Below are 15567 nucleotides of genomic sequence, written 5' to 3' on the forward strand. Positions count from 1 at the left end.
CTATACCTTTGTTTATTTCTGCAATTCCATACGTTTAATGTCACCGACAATAAACAGGTAGCAAACCATCGCCATCAGCGCCGAGCATCCTACAAACATCAGCGCAGCATTAAATGAGTGCAGCTCGCTCACCAGGTAACCAATCACCAGCGGGGTTACGATGGACGCGACGTTGCCAAATACGTTAAATACACCACCACACAGACCGACTATTTCTTTCGGTGCAGTATCGGAAATCACCGGCCAGCCCAGCGCGCCGAAGCCTTTTCCGAAAAACGCCAGCGCCATCAACGCCACCACCAGAGTGGTATTATCGGTGTAGTTACACAGAATGATGGTCGACGCGAGCAGCATCCCGAGCACAATTGGCAGCTTACGCGCCAGAGTAATACTGGAGCCGCGTTTAATCAGATAATCGGAGAACACCCCACCCAACACGCCACCGGCAAATCCGCACAGCGCAGGAATAGAAGCCACCAGACCAACCTTGAGGATCGACATGCCTTTTTCTTGCACCAGATAGATCGGGAACCAGGTCAGAAAGAACCAGGTGATGGTATTGATAAAATACTGTCCGAAGAACACACCCAACATCATGCGATTAGTCAGCAACTGCTTGATATAATGCAGCTTAGGACCACCAGATGCCGCATCGCCCGGCTTCTTGTGATCCATATCGACCACCGCGCCGTTGTCAGAGATAAACTTCAGTTCTTCTTGCGACATACGCGGATGCTCGGTCGGGTTATGGATCAATTTCACCCACAGCCCGGTCAGCACAAAGCCGATCGCCCCCATCACGGTAAAGACATGTTCCCAGCCCCAGGCAAAAGTTAACCACCCCAACAGCGGGGAAAATAACGCCAGGGAGAAGTACTGCGCGGAGTTAAAAATTGCCGATGCCGTGCCGCGCTCTTTCGTGGGGAACCAGGCGGCCACAATACGTGCGTTAGCCGGGAAAGACGGCGCTTCAGAGAAGCCCAGCATGAAACGCATGATGAACATTGAAATACCCGCCCAGGCCAGCGGAAACATATCCACGAATCCCTGCAGGAAGGTAAACAGCGACCAGAAAAACAGGCTGTAAGTGTAGACTTTCTTCGAGCCGAACTTGTCGAGCAGCCATCCGCCGGGGATTTGCATCAGCAAATAAGCCCAGCCAAAAGCCGAAAAAATGTAACCCATTGATATGGCGCTAAGCTGTAGCTCTTTCGCCACTTCCGTACCGGCAATAGACAACGTCGCACGGTCCGCATAGTTAACGGCCGTAACAATAAAGATTATCAGCAATATTAAATAACGAGTGTGCGTGCCTTTCTTTTTCTCTACAACCGTATCCAGTATCATACTATTTACCTCGGGTTACCTCAGGCACATGTCTTTTATTATTATTTGGCAGGCATTTTAATAATTAATTACCGCCAATAAAAATACGCAATAATTTATCAGGTGCTATGAAACCGTGATTTAGTATAATCAGCGTGACAAGGTTAATCATTGTGCAAATGCTCACTAAAGAAAAGTCATTAGAATATTCTCTTGGGCGGATGCACATAAGCATGGGCGCTAATGCACACATTTACGTATTGCCACCTCTGGCGGCGTGGTGTACCTGAGTTTAAGTGATCATGGTCACATTCTCAGGTTTAATCTCCTGACATTCTTATTTCACAATACCAAGTCTTTATTGCTTTTAATTAGATTAAACATATCAACACCCATACAATTATTATCACCACCTGGCTGGAGAATACTGGACAATGGCCGACATCGAAATTAGACAAGAATCGCCAACGGCGTTTTATATTAAAGTACACGACACAGATAATGTGGCGATTATTGTCAATGACAATGGTCTGAAAGCCGGGACACGTTTTCCGGATGGACTGACGCTGATAGAGCATATCCCCCAGGGCCATAAAGTGGCACTAACAGATATTCCTGCTCACGGCGAAATTGTCCGCTATGGTGAAGTAATAGGTTTCGCCGTTCGCGATATCCCACGCGGCAGCTGGATCGATGAATCTATGGTTGAACTGCCAAAAGCGCCGCCACTGGAAACATTGCCGCTGGCAACCAAAGTTCCGCAACCGCTGCCGCCGCTGGAGGGGTATACCTTCGAAGGATACCGCAATGCTGACGGCAGCGTCGGCACCAAGAATCTGCTCGGCATCTCCACCAGCGTGCACTGCGTGGCGGGCGTGGTGGATTATGTCGTGAAAATCATTGAGCGCGATCTGCTGCCCAACTATCCGAACGTCGACGGCGTGGTGGGGCTCAATCACTTGTACGGCTGCGGCGTGGCTATCAATGCCCCAGCCGCCATCGTGCCGATTCGTACAATCCACAATATTGCGCTGAACCCAAACTTCGGCGGTGAAGTAATGGTCATCGGCCTTGGCTGCGAAAAACTCCAGCCCGAGCGCCTGCTGGAAGGGACGCACGATGTGAATAGTATTCCGGTAGACAGCGCCAGTATCGTCAGTCTGCAGGATGAAAAACACGTTGGTTTTAAATCCATGGTAGAAGATATTTTGCAGGTAGCCGAGCGCCATCTGGCAAAGCTCAATCAGCGCCAGCGCGAAACCTGTCCGGCTTCTGAGCTGGTAGTCGGCATGCAATGCGGCGGAAGCGATGCGTTTTCTGGCGTAACGGCCAACCCGGCAGTCGGTTATGCCTCCGACCTGTTAGTTCGCTGCGGTGCGACCGTGATGTTCTCGGAAGTGACCGAAGTGCGAGATGCCATCCACCTTCTGACCCCGCGGGCAATTAACGAAGAGGTGGGCAAACGCCTGCTCGAAGAAATGGCCTGGTACGACAACTATCTCGATATGGGGAAAACGGACCGCAGCGCTAACCCCTCTCCGGGCAACAAGAAAGGCGGTCTGGCAAACGTGGTGGAAAAAGCGCTGGGCTCCATTGCCAAGTCTGGCAAGAGCGCGATTGTCGAAGTGTTGTCGCCGGGTCAGCGTCCAACCAGGCGTGGCCTGATTTACGCCGCAACTCCCGCCAGTGATTTTGTTTGCGGTACGCAGCAGGTTGCTTCCGGCATCACCGTACAGGTATTCACCACCGGTCGCGGTACGCCGTACGGTCTGATGGCCGTTCCGGTGATAAAAATGGCGACACGCACTGAACTGGCTAATCGTTGGTTTGATCTGATGGACATCAACGCAGGTACCATCGCGACCGGAGAAGAAACCATCGAAGAGGTAGGTTTGAAGCTATTCGAGTTCATTCTCGACGTGGCCAGCGGGCGTAAGAAAACCTTCTCGGATCAGTGGGGATTACATAACCAGCTGGCGGTATTTAACCCGGCACCGGTAACCTGATTTTTCACTGTTTTTTCTTCAGGAGCATGTCTACGGGCATGCTCTTTTTTTTGTCATAAACTTTCGCAACCCTCCCATTACTTTCGAAACTTTCATTTTTCAGATCAAAATCACAAAAAAACATTACGAAACCCTATACTTTATTTCGAAGAAAGAAATCGAAAGACTTCGGAGGAAGTATGTTTATCATTTCAAGCAAAACAATGCTGAAGAAGGCTCAACAAGAAGGTTACGCCGTCCCCGCGTTTAACATCCACAATCTCGAGACCTTACAGGTTGTCGTAGAAACGGCTGCCGAGCTACGTTCTCCGTTGATCGTCGCCGGAACGCCAGGTACTTTTAACTACGCTGGTGTCGGTAATATAGTCGCTATCGCCAGCGAGCTGGCCAGAAGCTGGAACCTCCCCCTGGCAATTCATCTCGATCACCATGAAAGCGTCAGCGATATTGAAGCAAAAGTCTCCTCAGGGATTCGCTCTGTCATGATCGACGGCTCCCATTTACCGTTTGCCGATAACATCGCGTTAGTCAAACGCGTGACGGATTACTGCCACCGCTATGACGCCAGCGTTGAAGCAGAACTGGGACGCCTGGGTGGGCAAGAAGATGACCTGATCGTTGATGGCAAGGATGCACTTTATACCCACCCTGAGCAGGCTCGAGAGTTCGTAGAAAAAACAGGTATCGACTCACTGGCAGTCGCCATTGGCACTGCCCACGGCTTGTACACCGCAGAGCCAAAACTGGACTTTGAACGGTTAGAAGAGATTCGTCAATGCGTTGATATTCCTTTGGTTTTACATGGCGCTTCCGGCCTGCCCCCTCAGGATATTAAACGCGCAATCGCCCTCGGGATCTGCAAAGTCAACGTCGCTACCGAACTCAAAATCGCCTTTGCTGACGCACTCAAAAACTACTTGAGCGCCCACACCGATGCGAACGATCCACGGCACTACATGGTGCCAGCAAAAGCGGCGATGAAAGAGGTGGTACGTAAAGTCATTGCCGACTGCGGCTGCGAAGGAAAGCTGTAAGTCCTTCATTAATTTGAATTGCACGGGTGCTGACAAAGGTTTGTTTTTAAAGCTGGATCACGAAAGATGCTTTTACCCTTTGCCTTCAATCCAAAAATATTATGAAGATAAACAAAAGATATCGGAGATAGAAGTGAAAGAAATAATCTCTCGTCATAAAGCGGGTGAACATTTGGGAATTTGTTCTGTTTGTTCAGCCCATCCGCTGGTGATTGAATCCGCATTACGTTTTGATCTCAATACAGACAGTAAAGTGCTGATCGAAGCGACATCAAATCAGGTCAATCAGTTTGGCGGCTATACCGGGATGAAGCCTGCCGATTTCCGTGACTTTGTGTATAACATTGCAGAACAAGTCGGTTTCCCTCGTGAAAGACTGATTCTCGGGGGCGATCACCTCGGTCCTAACTGCTGGCAAAATGAACCGGCAGCAGAGGCGATGGCGAAATCCGTAGATTTAATTAAAGCTTATGTCGCCGCTGGATTCAGTAAAATCCATCTTGATGCCTCTATGTCCTGTGCTGACGATCCCACACCGTTGGATCCGATGATTGTCGCCGAGCGCGCCGCTGTACTGTGCCAGGCCGCAGAAGCAACAGCCACTGAAGAACAGAAACGCCAACTAACTTACGTTATAGGGACAGAAGTTCCTGTACCTGGCGGAGAAGCCAGTACTATTGGTACCGTACATGTTACCCGCGAAGAAGATGCTGCCCGTACCCTGGAAACACACCAGGTCGCTTTTCGCGCATTAGGGCTTGAAGACGCATTAACCCGTGTGATCGCCATTGTCGTCCAGCCAGGCGTGGAGTTTGATCACACACAGATCATTCACTATCAACCACAAGCCGCAGAAGCGCTTTCTGCCTGGATCAAAGAGACGCCGATGGTCTACGAGGCGCACTCCACCGATTATCAAACCCGTCAAGCCTATCGTGACCTGGTACGTGACCACTATGCGATTCTGAAAGTAGGTCCCGCACTGACTTTCGCCCTTCGCGAAGCTATTTTTGCGCTGGCGCAAATGGAAAATGAGCTGATCTCTCCGGAACAACGTAGCCGGGTGCTGGAGGTGATTGATGAAGTCATGCTGAATGAGCCGGATTACTGGAAAAAATACTATCGCCCAACCTGGAGCCAGGCGATGGTCGATATTCACTTCAGCTTGTCTGACCGTATTCGCTACTACTGGCCTCATCCGCGCATTCGTCAAAGCGTGGAAAAGTTAATTGCCAACCTGAACGGTGTGGCATTACCGCTGGGGCTAATTAGCCAGTTTATGCCCGTGCAGTTTGAGCGCCTGTCAGAAGGTACGCTCACGGCTACACCCCATAATCTGATTATCGACAAAATCCAGGACGTTCTGCGTGCCTATCGCTTTGGCTGCGCACCAGTCATCGCCTGAAATCTGGAGAATATATGAGCCAACTCTTTGTCCGAACCGGAATAAACTTTAGCTCGTGTCAGCATGCGCTGGTACACATTGGGGAGGAGATGCTGGCCAAAGGGGTCGTGCATGAAAGCTACCCGCAGGCCTTAATTGAACGTGAAGCCACATTCCCAACCGGGATAGCGCTGGAACGTCACGCCGTTGCGATCCCGCACTGTGAAGCCATTCATGCAAAATCGCCAGCTATCTATCTGATTCGCCCAGAGACGCCTGTCAACTTTCAGCAGGCAGATGATGATGAAGAGATAGCGGTCTCTTTAATTATTACCTTAATCGTTGAGAACCCGACGGCTCAGCTAAAGCTGTTACGTCGCCTGTTCAGTGAGCTGCAAAACCCGAACACCATTGAAGCATTATTGAATGCGCCAGATGCTGAACTGGCAATGATCTTTCGGGAAAAAATCCTTGAGCCTGAGTCTTGCGCGCAGGCTTGATAACAAACTGATAATAAAAGGAATACCCTATGAAACGTAAAGTAATTGTGGCGTGTGGCGGTGCTGTAGCAACTTCAACAATGGCAGCAGAAGAAATTAAAGAACTGTGTGAAGCCAACAATATCCAACTCGACCTGGTTCAGTGCCGTGTAACGGAAATCGAAACCTATATGGATGGTGCAGATCTTATCTGTACTACCGCCCGTGTTGACCGTACTTTTGGTGATATACCTGTGGTCCACGGCATGCCTTTTGTTTCAGGCGTGGGTATCGAAGCATTGCAGCAAAAAATACTGACTATCCTCGTGGGGTGACGCCATGTTTAGCGAAATAATGCGTTATATCCTCGACTTAGGTCCGACTGTCATGCTGCCGCTCGTGATCATCATCTTCTCAAAACTATTGGGGATGAAGCTCGGGGATTGTTTTAAATCCGGTCTGCATATTGGGATTGGCTTCGTCGGTATCGGCCTGGTTATTGGCCTGATGCTGGATTCTATCGGGCCTGCCGCAAAAGCAATGGCGGAGCAGTTTCAAATCAATCTGCATGTCATTGATGTTGGCTGGCCGGGTTCATCACCGATGACATGGGCATCACAGATCGCCTTGATTGCTATCCCTGTCGCCATTGGGGTCAATATCCTGATGCTGGTCACCCGAATGACCCGGGTCGTCAATGTCGATATCTGGAACATCTGGCATATGACGTTCACTGGCGCAATGTTACATCTGGCGACGGGCTCATACTGGTTGGGCATCTTGGGCGTTGTCGTTCACGCCGCTTTTGTCTACAAACTTGGCGACTGGTTTGCGAAAGACACGCGCGACTTTTTCGGTCTCGAAGGCATTGCCATCCCACACGGCTCATCAGCCTATCTGGGGCCAATAGCGGTATTGGTTGATACGATCATTGAAAAAATCCCAGGTCTGAATCGCATTCATTTCAGTGCAGATGATGTACAGAAACGCTTCGGTCCTTTTGGTGAGCCAGTCACCGTCGGTTTTGTTATGGGCTTAGTGATCGGCTTGTTAGCCGGGTATGACATCAAAGCAGTATTACAACTGGCGGTAAAAACGGCTGCCGTTATGCTGCTCATGCCACGCGTCATTAAACCGATTATGGATGGCTTAACACCTATTGCAAAACATGCACGCAAACGTCTGCAGGCGAAATTTGGCGGTCAGGAGTTCTTAATTGGTCTTGATCCCGCATTGCTGCTCGGCCATACATCGGTGGTTTCCGCCAGCCTGATCTTTATTCCGCTGACCATTCTGATTGCCGTCCTGGTTCCAGGTAATCAGGTTCTGCCCTTCGGTGATCTTGCTACTATTGGGTTCTTCGTAGCAATGGCGGTAGCCGTTCATCAGGGGAACCTGTTCCGCACGCTGATCTCTGGTGTCATCATCATGGGCATCACCTTGTGGATCGCCACCCAGACTATCGGCTTACACACCCAGCTTGCCGCCAACGCCGGGGCACTGAAAGCAGGTGGAATGGTCGCCTCTCTGGACCAGGGGGGCTCGCCGATCACCTGGTTACTGATTCAGCTCTTTACCTGGCAAAACGTCGTGGCGTTTGCCGTGATTGCCGTCATTTACTTCGCCGGTGTGCTATTGACCTGGCGCCGGGCACGTCGTTTTGTCGCCGCCGAAAAAGCAGCCGCTATCTCAGAAAGCCAGCCCACATCTTAACTTCTGGGGAGCATTTGCTCCCCTTCACATTTCTGGAGACTCTTATGAAATCAGTGGTTATTCACGCTGAGGGAGACGTACGCGTTGAAGAACGTCCCATGCCCCAACTGCAAGCCGATAACGATGTATTGGTCAGGGTGGTTAGTTCAGGGCTTTGCGGTTCTGATATTCCGCGTATTTTTTCTCATGGTGCGCATTACTACCCAATAACGCTGGGTCATGAATTTAGCGGTTATGTTGAATCCTACGGCACCGGTGTGACTGATATGCAACCTGGCGACGCCGTTGCCTGTGTGCCGCTACTCCCCTGCTTCCACTGCCCTCAGTGTGAACGTGGTTACTTTTCGTTATGTAAGCAATATCAGTTTGTCGGTTCGCGTAGCGAAGGGGGCAATGCGGAATATGTGGTCGTAAAACGCGCCAATCTGTTCCGACTGCCATCAGATATGCCGATTGATGACGGGGCATTCATCGAACCCATTACCGTCGGTTTGCATGCCTTCCACCTGGCTCAGGGCTGCGAAGGTAAAAACGTGATTATCGTTGGCGCAGGGACTATCGGTTTGCTGGCGATGCAATGTGCCCGCGAACTCGGTGCAAAAAGTGTCACGGCAATTGATATCAACCCACAAAAATTGACGTTAGCGAAAGAGTTGGGAGCCACTCACGTATTTAATAGCCGGGAGATGAGTGCGGCGGAAATCTATTCCGCACTGGCAGATATGCAGTTCGATCAGTTGGTACTGGAGACAGCAGGAACACCACAAACCGTAGCCCTGTCTGTAGAAATTGCAGGCCCTCGCGCACAGGTGGCGTTAGTGGGTACATTGCACCAGGACCTGACGCTGACTTCCAGTGTATTTGGCCAAATACTGCGTAAGGAATTAACGATTCTCGGCAGTTGGATGAACTACTCCAGCCCATGGCCAGGAGAGGAGTGGGAAACCGCTGCACGCTTGCTGACCGAAAAACGTTTGCAACTGGAGCCGTTAATTGCCCATAGCGGCGACGCGGACAGTTTTGCCAAAGCGGTAACATCACTCAATGGCGCACCGATGCAGGGAAAAATTCTGCTCAAATTTGCCTGACCTCACGAGCCAGCAACCTGCGCTGGCTCACATTTCCTTTCGAAATTTAGCGTTCACCTTTCGCAATCCTTCGATTAAACTAGTGATAGTTAAATTATCAGGTAAATCAATATGAACTCATTTGAGAGAAGGAACAAAATTGTCGACCTGATTAATACGCAAGGCAGCGTACTGGTAATGGACCTTTCGAATACCTTTGGTATTTCTGAAGTGACCATTCGCGCTGACCTGCGGTTATTAGAGGAGAAAGGTCTTGTCACCCGTTTTCACGGCGGAGCGGCAAAACCGGGAAGCCACCTGGCTGAAGGCGACAATCAGGAAGTGATATTGGAAGAGCGGTATCAACTTGCCAGCGATCCGAAAAAAAGGATCGCCCAAGCCGCAACCGCAATGGTCGAAGAAGGTATGACCGTCATTCTGGATAGTGGAAGCACCACCTTGCTTATCGCGGAGGCGTTAAACCGAAAAAGTAATATCACCGTTATTACCAATAGCCTACCCGCCGCATTCACGTTGTCGGAAAACAAAGACATTACGCTGGTCGTCTGCGGTGGAACAGTACGCCATAAAACCCATTCGATGCATGGCACCATAGCAGAGCGTTCTCTACAAGGGATCAGTGCTGACCTGATGTTCGTTGGTGCCGATGGGATTGATGCCACAAATGGTATTACGACATTTAACGAAGGCTACTCCATTAGCAGCGTCATGGCAGCTGCTGCGCATAAGGTCATCGCTGTGCTGGACGCGACAAAGTTCAATCGCCGTGGCTTTAATCAGGTATTGCCGATGGAGAAGATTAATTGCGTGATAACCGACGATAGCATCAGCAAGCAGGACAAATCAGCGCTCGCTAAAACAGGCGTTGAGTTACTGATCGTTTAGTTTTTTACCCGCCACATCCCGCCTTTCTTCGCGCCAACGCGTTGCAACTTTCCTTTTTGCTGCAACGCTTTCAGATATCGCTCAACGGTACGGGATGAGATTTCACACTCATCAGCGATACTTTTGGCAGATCTGCCCGGCTGATTCGACAAGATTTGTAGAATACGTTTTTCTATATCCAGTAAATCAGGCGACATTTCTTCCGACATTTCTTCCGACATTTCTTCCGACATCGTCGGTGCTTGCCCTAATCCCTCTTTCAAAGCAGAGATGATATTTCCCAAAATAAATTCTATGAATGGCGTACAACTACTTTGCCGATCGCATTGCCCTAATACCTGATAATACCGATCCTGCTGGTAATGGATCAGCGTTTCTACCGGCAGCCAAGCCAATTCGGCGCGCCACTCCCGCAGAATTAATGTTTGCCACAACCGCCCCATTCGCCCATTACCATCAGAAAAAGGATGAATAAATTCAAATTCATAGTGGAAAACAGCCCCAGCAATAAGAGGGTGATGTTCTGTCGTTTTTAACCAACCCAACAAGTCATTAACCAAGCGCGGAACTTGTGAGGCAGGAGGGGCCATATGGATAAGATGTTTTTCCCTGTAGACACCGACATTCCCAGAACGCAATTGGCCAGGATTGTCGACCAGTCCTAACATCAGGACCTGATGGGCCTGAAGGAGATCGGATAACCGTTCACTTTTCCACTCCGACATTTTTTCATAGGCCAGAATGGCATTTCTGACTTCCTGTATATCTTTAGCTGGCGCCAGAATTCGCTTACCTTCCATCAGAGCGGTGACCTGCTCTGTCGTCAACGAATTATGTTCAATCGCCAAAGAAGCCTGGATTGTACGAATGCGATTCTCTTTGCGTAAAAGAGGAGATGTTCTACCCACCATCGCCGCCCAATGCCCCATAAGCTCACCGATCTCAATCACCTGATTGAGTATCAATGGAGTGACAACGAATGGAGGCTGATATCCACCCACTTTTACTCTCCCTGCTGGTCCAGCGCATACTTATACAGCGCATTCTTTTTCACGCCGTGGATTTCTGCGGCCAGCGCAGCAGCCTTTTTCAGCGGCAATTCTGCCTGCAATAAGGCCAGCGTACGCAGCGCATCAGCCGGAAGGTCGTCTTCTTGTGCTTTATGCCCTTCGACAATCAACACCATTTCACCTTTACGGCGATTTTCGTCTTCTTTGACCCACGCCAGCAACTCACCTACTGGCGCACCATGAATGGTTTCCCAGGTTTTGGTCAGTTCACGCGCCAGCACGACATAACGAGATTCGCCCCAGACCGCTACCATATCTTCCAGGCTGTCCAGCAAGCGGTGAGTGGATTCATAAAAAATAAGCGTACGTGGTTCTGCTTCGATGGCTTTCATCGCATCACGACGCCCTTTAGATTTGGCTGGCAGGAAACCCTCATAGCAAAAACGATCTGATGGCAAACCTGCAGCACTCAACGCGGCAATCGCCGCACAAGGGCCTGGCAGAGGTACCACGCGGATCCCCGCTTCGCGACAGGTGCGCACCAGGTGATAACCAGGATCGTTAATCAACGGTGTTCCGGCATCGGAAACCAGCGCAATGTTTTGCCCTTCTTTCAGTTTCAATACCAGCGTTTCGGCTTTTTGCTGCTCATTATGGTCATGCAACGCAAACAAACGGGCGTTTATCGCGAAGTGTTGCAACAACAATCCTGTATGGCGGGTATCTTCAGCGGCAATTAAATCAACGGCTTGTAAAACTTCGAGCGCTCGTTGGGTAATATCAGCCAAATTTCCGATAGGAGTAGGTACAATAAAGAGTTGGCCTTGAGAATTATCCGCCGATTCGTGTTGTTTCATTGTGTCGTCCGTATTGCCGATTTAATATTGAGCATTGCGTAAAAAATATCACTGGATACAGTATGGTACCCTCAACATTTTCTCGTTTGAAAGCTGCACGCGCGCTGCCTGTCATTCTGGCAGCATTGATTTTCGCAGGCTGTGGCACCCAGGCGCCAGACCAGAGTGCTGCCCATATGCAGGGCACAGCACAGGCTGATTCCGGCTTTTATCTGCAGCAAATGCAGCAAAGCTCAGATGATAGCAAGACCAACTGGCAATTACTCGCCATTCGTGCACTGCTGAAAGAAGGCAAGAGCCAGCAGGCGGTCGAGTTGTTCAACCAGTTGCCGCAGCAACTGAACGATACCCAGCGTCTTGAACAGTCGCTGCTGGCTGTCGAAATCAAACTTGCGCAGAAAGATATCGCTGGCGCACAGGCTCTACTGGGCCAGTTAAAACCAGCCGATTTCTCGCAAAACCAGCAAGCACGTTACTGGCAGGCGCAAATTGACGCCAACCAGGGACGCCCGTCGCTCACGCTGCTACGCGCGCTGATCGCGCAGGAACCGCTGTTGACCGCCAACGATAAGCAGAAAAATATTGATGCAACCTGGCAGGCCCTGTCGTCAATGACGCCAGAACAAGCGCAAACGCTGGTCATCAACGCTGATGAAAACGTTCTACAAGGCTGGCTGGATCTCCAGCGCGTCTGGTTCGATAACCGTAACGATCCAAACATGATGAAAGCGGGTATTGCCGACTGGCAAAAACGTTACCCGCAAAATCCTGGGGCGAAACTGTTGCCTACGCAGCTCGTCAACGTCCAGAGCTTTAAGCCCGCCTCCACCAGCAAAATCGCACTGCTACTGCCTCTGAATGGCCAGGCCGCTGTTTTTGGGCGAACCATTCAGCAGGGCTTTGAAGCGGCAAAAAATATGGGTACTCAACCGGTCTCTGCACCTGTTGCCGCCGCACCTGCAGCTAACACTGGTGCTGATGCAACAACGGCACAACCACAGACGACTAACGGCGTCGCCAGTCCCGCTCAGGCTTCTGTCAGCGATCTGACCAACGATACGCCAGTACAGCCAGCGGCCGCAGTGCCTCAGACTGCGCCAGTACAACCGGCAACGACGGCCAGCGCGCCGGCGAATCCGTCCGCAGAGCTGAAAATCTACGACACGTCATCACAGCCGCTGAATCAGATCCTGGCTCAGGTACAGCAGGATGGCGCCAGCATCGTTGTCGGCCCGCTGTTGAAGAACAATGTCGAAGAGCTGATGAAAAGCAATACACCGCTCAACGTACTGGCGCTAAACCAGCCAGAGTCGGTGAAGAATCTGGCGAATGTTTGCTACTTCGCACTATCACCAGAAGATGAAGCGCGCGATGCCGCACGCCACATCCGTGAACAAGGCAAGCAAGCACCACTGCTGTTAATCCCGCGTAGCGCGTTAGGCGATCGTGTTGCCAATGCCTTTGCGCAGGAATGGCAAAAACTGGGTGGTGGTACAGTGCTGCAGCAGAAGTTCGGGTCGACCGCTGAGCTTAAAATGGGTGTCAACGGCGGGTCGGGGATTTCCCTGACGGGTAGCCCGGTAGCATCCTCTGTACCTGCGCAACCTGGCGTGACGATTGGCGGTCTGACGATACCGGCAGCACCTACCGATGCCCAAATCACTGGCGGCAGCGGTCGTGTTGATGCCGTGTATATTCTGGCAACGCCGGAAGAAATTGCGTTTATTAAACCGATGATCGCCATGCGTAACGGCAGCCAGAGCGGTGCGACGCTGTACGCCAGCTCCCGCAGCGCGCAGGGTACCGCTGGTCCTGATTTCCGTCTGGAGATGGAAGGTCTGCAGTACAGCGAAATTCCCATGCTGGCGGGCGGCAACGAGCCGCTCATGCAGCAAGCGCTGAGTGCAGTACGCAATGACTACTCGCTTGCGCGCATGTATGCAATGGGTGTTGATGCCTGGTCGCTCGCTAATCATTTCTCGCAAATGCGTCAGGTGCAGGGCTTCGAAATTAACGGCAACACCGGCGCGTTGACCGCAACGCAGGATTGCGTGATTAACAGGAAGTTATCATGGCTCAAATACCAGCAAGGACAGGTCGTCCCCGCCAGTTAACGAGCAAACAGACCGGTGATTCGTGGGAAACGACTGCGCGTCACTGGCTGGAAAGCAAAGGACTGCGTTTTCTCGCCGCCAACGTACGTGAACGTGGCGGCGAAATCGACCTGATAATGCGTGAAGGCAGGACCACCGTCTTTGTCGAGGTCCGCTACCGGCGCTCCGCCCAATTTGGTGGCGCGGCGGCGAGTGTGACCCGGAGCAAACAACACAAATTATTACAGACCGCCCGCTTGTGGCTTGCGCGCCACAATGGGAGTTTTGATACTGTGGATTGCCGGTTCGATGTGTTAGCCTTCACCGGAAATGATGTTGAGTGGTTTAAGAACGCGTTCAACGACCGCTCATATAGTTGAATCAGAACCTGCCCATCAGGCAAATAAAATAACCTGACGTGCCTGGTACTTAAGGATTAGCGTGTTAGACAGAATCAAAGTCTGCTTTACAGAAAGCATTCAAACTCAGATAGCTGCGGCTGAAGCACTCCCGGATGCGATCTCCCGTGCAGCCATGACGCTGGTTCAGTCCCTGCTCAATGGCAACAAAATTCTCTGTTGTGGTAATGGGACATCCGCTGCCAACGCACAGCATTTTGCTGCCAGCATGATCAACCGTTTTGAAACAGAGCGACCCAGTTTACCTGCGATTGCACTAAATACTGATAATGTGGTCTTAACTGCGATTGCCAACGATCGCCTGCACGACGAAGTTTATGCAAAACAAGTCCGTGCGCTGGGACATGCAGGTGATGTTCTGTTGGCAATTTCTACGCGTGGTAATAGCCGCGATATCGTAAAAGCCGTTGAAGCAGCCGTTACGCGCGACATGACGATCGTTGCGTTGACCGGTTATGACGGAGGGGAACTGGCCGGATTGTTGGGGCCACAGGACGTTGAAATCCGCATCCCTTCACACCACAGCGCCCGCGTTCAGGAAATGCATATGCTGACGGTCAATTGCCTTTGCGATCTCATTGATAACACGCTTTTCCCTCACCAGGATGATTAAGGAGTACACATGAAGGCATTTTCGCCGCTCGCCGTCGTTCTCTCAGCGTTGCTGTTGCAAGGCTGTGTCGCTGCCGCCGTTGTCGGAACAGCAGCTGTCGGGACGAAAGCAGCAACGGATCCTCGCAGTGTCGGCACCCAGGTAGATGATGGGACCCTGGAATTACGCGTCAATACGGCGTTGTCGAAAGATGCCCAGATAAAGAAAGAAGCACGCATCAACGTGAGCGCATATCAGGGTAAAGTCCTGCTGGTCGGCCAGTCGCCGAATAGCGAACTTTCTGCACGAGCAAAACAAATTGCGATGGGTGTAGAGGGCACAACGGAGGTCTTTAATGAGATCCGTCAGGGCCAACCTATCGGCCTGGGCGATGCGTCCAACGATACCTGGATCACCACCAAAGTGCGCTCTCAGCTCCTGACCAGCGATCAGGTGAAATCCTCCAACGTGAAAGTGACGACCGAAAATGGGGAAGTATTCCTGCTGGGCCTGGTCACTGAACGCGAAGCGAAGGCTGCGGCGGATATCGCCAGCCGGGTAAGCGGCGTGAAACGCGTCACTACCGCCTTTACCTTTATTAAGTAATACAGATGCCGGATAGCGACGCATAGGCGTCTTATCCGGCCTACAGGACGTAATCGTTTGTAGGTCGGATAAGCT

The 15567-nt window shown here is 51.2% G+C and carries 15 protein-coding genes; 12 read left to right on the forward strand and 3 right to left on the reverse strand.

Features of this window, described 5'->3' with window-relative positions; genetic code table 11:
* Positions 1 to 12: 12 nt before the first annotated feature.
* Entirely contained in the window at positions 13 to 1347 is a 1335-nt protein-coding gene (garP, locus tag NNO08_RS04605) for a galactarate/glucarate/glycerate transporter GarP (protein ID WP_271449041.1), read from the reverse strand.
* Between the two features lie 413 nt (positions 1348 to 1760).
* On the opposite strand from garP, the gene garD reads away from it, so the two are divergent.
* The 8 genes from garD to NNO08_RS04645 all read left to right on the forward strand — a co-directional run bounded on the left by garD (position 1761) and on the right by NNO08_RS04645 (position 9915).
* On the forward strand, positions 1761 to 3332 hold the full coding sequence (gene garD / locus NNO08_RS04610) for a galactarate dehydratase (RefSeq protein WP_271456271.1): 1572 nt from the start codon (positions 1761 to 1763) through the stop codon (positions 3330 to 3332).
* 179 nt (positions 3333 to 3511) lie between these two features.
* On the forward strand, positions 3512 to 4366 hold the full coding sequence (locus NNO08_RS04615) for a tagatose bisphosphate family class II aldolase (RefSeq protein WP_271456272.1): 855 nt from the start codon (positions 3512 to 3514) through the stop codon (positions 4364 to 4366).
* Positions 4367 to 4499: 133 nt separating this feature from the next.
* Positions 4500 to 5771: a tagatose-bisphosphate aldolase subunit GatZ gene (gatZ, locus tag NNO08_RS04620; RefSeq protein WP_271440723.1), complete on the forward strand. Its 1272-nt coding sequence runs from the start codon at positions 4500 to 4502 to the stop codon at positions 5769 to 5771.
* A gap of 14 nt (positions 5772 to 5785) precedes the next feature.
* Positions 5786 to 6250, forward strand: a complete 465-nt coding sequence (gatA, locus tag NNO08_RS04625; protein ID WP_271456273.1) for a PTS galactitol transporter subunit IIA — start codon at positions 5786 to 5788, stop codon at positions 6248 to 6250.
* Positions 6251 to 6279: 29 nt separating this feature from the next.
* Positions 6280 to 6564 (forward strand): PTS galactitol transporter subunit IIB, encoded by a 285-nt coding sequence (gene gatB, locus NNO08_RS04630; protein WP_003828616.1) that lies wholly within the window; start codon positions 6280 to 6282, stop codon positions 6562 to 6564.
* A gap of 4 nt (positions 6565 to 6568) precedes the next feature.
* Positions 6569 to 7942: a PTS galactitol transporter subunit IIC gene (locus NNO08_RS04635; RefSeq protein WP_271456274.1), complete on the forward strand. Its 1374-nt coding sequence runs from the start codon at positions 6569 to 6571 to the stop codon at positions 7940 to 7942.
* 44 nt (positions 7943 to 7986) lie between these two features.
* Positions 7987 to 9030: a galactitol-1-phosphate 5-dehydrogenase gene (gatD, locus tag NNO08_RS04640; RefSeq protein WP_271440726.1), complete on the forward strand. Its 1044-nt coding sequence runs from the start codon at positions 7987 to 7989 to the stop codon at positions 9028 to 9030.
* Between the two features lie 111 nt (positions 9031 to 9141).
* The gene (locus NNO08_RS04645) at positions 9142 to 9915 is read left to right on the forward strand and encodes a DeoR/GlpR family DNA-binding transcription regulator (RefSeq protein ID WP_048213375.1); all 774 of its coding nucleotides are present in this window, start codon (positions 9142 to 9144) and stop codon (positions 9913 to 9915) included.
* On the opposite strand, the gene NNO08_RS04650 is transcribed toward NNO08_RS04645, so the two are convergent.
* Complete coding sequence (locus tag NNO08_RS04650; protein ID WP_271456275.1) at positions 9912 to 10916, reverse strand: Fic family protein; 1005 nt, start codon at positions 10914 to 10916, stop codon at positions 9912 to 9914. The genes NNO08_RS04645 and NNO08_RS04650 overlap by 4 nt on opposite strands.
* Positions 10917 to 10918: 2 nt before the next feature.
* Positions 10919 to 11782, reverse strand: coding sequence for a 16S rRNA (cytidine(1402)-2'-O)-methyltransferase (rsmI, locus tag NNO08_RS04655; protein ID WP_202037656.1), 864 nt, complete (start codon positions 11780 to 11782; stop codon positions 10919 to 10921).
* A gap of 62 nt (positions 11783 to 11844) precedes the next feature.
* Between rsmI and NNO08_RS04660 the strand changes: the two genes are divergently transcribed.
* From NNO08_RS04660 to dolP, 4 genes are all read left to right on the forward strand, one after another.
* A complete protein-coding gene (locus NNO08_RS04660) occupies positions 11845 to 13896 on the forward strand; it encodes a penicillin-binding protein activator (protein WP_271456276.1) in 2052 nt (683 codons plus the stop codon).
* On the forward strand, positions 13854 to 14255 hold the full coding sequence (locus tag NNO08_RS04665; RefSeq protein ID WP_271440730.1) for a YraN family protein: 402 nt from the start codon (positions 13854 to 13856) through the stop codon (positions 14253 to 14255). The genes NNO08_RS04660 and NNO08_RS04665 overlap by 43 nt, the downstream gene beginning before the upstream one ends.
* 61 nt (positions 14256 to 14316) lie before the next feature.
* A complete protein-coding gene (diaA, locus tag NNO08_RS04670; RefSeq protein ID WP_003024948.1) occupies positions 14317 to 14907 on the forward strand; it encodes a DnaA initiator-associating protein DiaA in 591 nt (196 codons plus the stop codon).
* A gap of 9 nt (positions 14908 to 14916) precedes the next feature.
* The gene (gene dolP, locus NNO08_RS04675) at positions 14917 to 15492 is read left to right on the forward strand and encodes a division/outer membrane stress-associated lipid-binding lipoprotein (RefSeq protein ID WP_048213381.1); all 576 of its coding nucleotides are present in this window, start codon (positions 14917 to 14919) and stop codon (positions 15490 to 15492) included.
* The last annotated feature ends 75 nt before the right edge of the window (positions 15493 to 15567 follow it).

Source organism: Citrobacter sp. Igbk 17 (genome assembly GCF_028069775.1).
GTDB lineage: Bacteria > Pseudomonadota > Gammaproteobacteria > Enterobacterales > Enterobacteriaceae > Citrobacter.

Excerpts from the sequence above, each read along its gene's own strand:
- garP (WP_271449041.1), bottom strand. The coding sequence starts at position 1,347 with ATGATACTGGATACGGTTGTAGAGAAAAAGAAAGGCACGCACACTCGT.
- garD (WP_271456271.1), top strand. The coding sequence starts at position 1,761 with ATGGCCGACATCGAAATTAGACAAGAATCGCCAACGGCGTTTTATATT.
- NNO08_RS04615 (WP_271456272.1), top strand. The coding sequence starts at position 3,512 with ATGTTTATCATTTCAAGCAAAACAATGCTGAAGAAGGCTCAACAAGAA.
- gatA (WP_271456273.1), top strand. The coding sequence starts at position 5,786 with ATGAGCCAACTCTTTGTCCGAACCGGAATAAACTTTAGCTCGTGTCAG.
- gatB (WP_003828616.1), top strand. The coding sequence starts at position 6,280 with ATGAAACGTAAAGTAATTGTGGCGTGTGGCGGTGCTGTAGCAACTTCA.
- NNO08_RS04635 (WP_271456274.1), top strand. The coding sequence starts at position 6,569 with ATGTTTAGCGAAATAATGCGTTATATCCTCGACTTAGGTCCGACTGTC.
- gatD (WP_271440726.1), top strand. The coding sequence starts at position 7,987 with ATGAAATCAGTGGTTATTCACGCTGAGGGAGACGTACGCGTTGAAGAA.
- NNO08_RS04645 (WP_048213375.1), top strand. The coding sequence starts at position 9,142 with ATGAACTCATTTGAGAGAAGGAACAAAATTGTCGACCTGATTAATACG.
- rsmI (WP_202037656.1), bottom strand. The coding sequence starts at position 11,782 with ATGAAACAACACGAATCGGCGGATAATTCTCAAGGCCAACTCTTTATT.
- NNO08_RS04660 (WP_271456276.1), top strand. The coding sequence starts at position 11,845 with ATGGTACCCTCAACATTTTCTCGTTTGAAAGCTGCACGCGCGCTGCCT.
- NNO08_RS04665 (WP_271440730.1), top strand. The coding sequence starts at position 13,854 with ATGGCTCAAATACCAGCAAGGACAGGTCGTCCCCGCCAGTTAACGAGC.
- dolP (WP_048213381.1), top strand. The coding sequence starts at position 14,917 with ATGAAGGCATTTTCGCCGCTCGCCGTCGTTCTCTCAGCGTTGCTGTTG.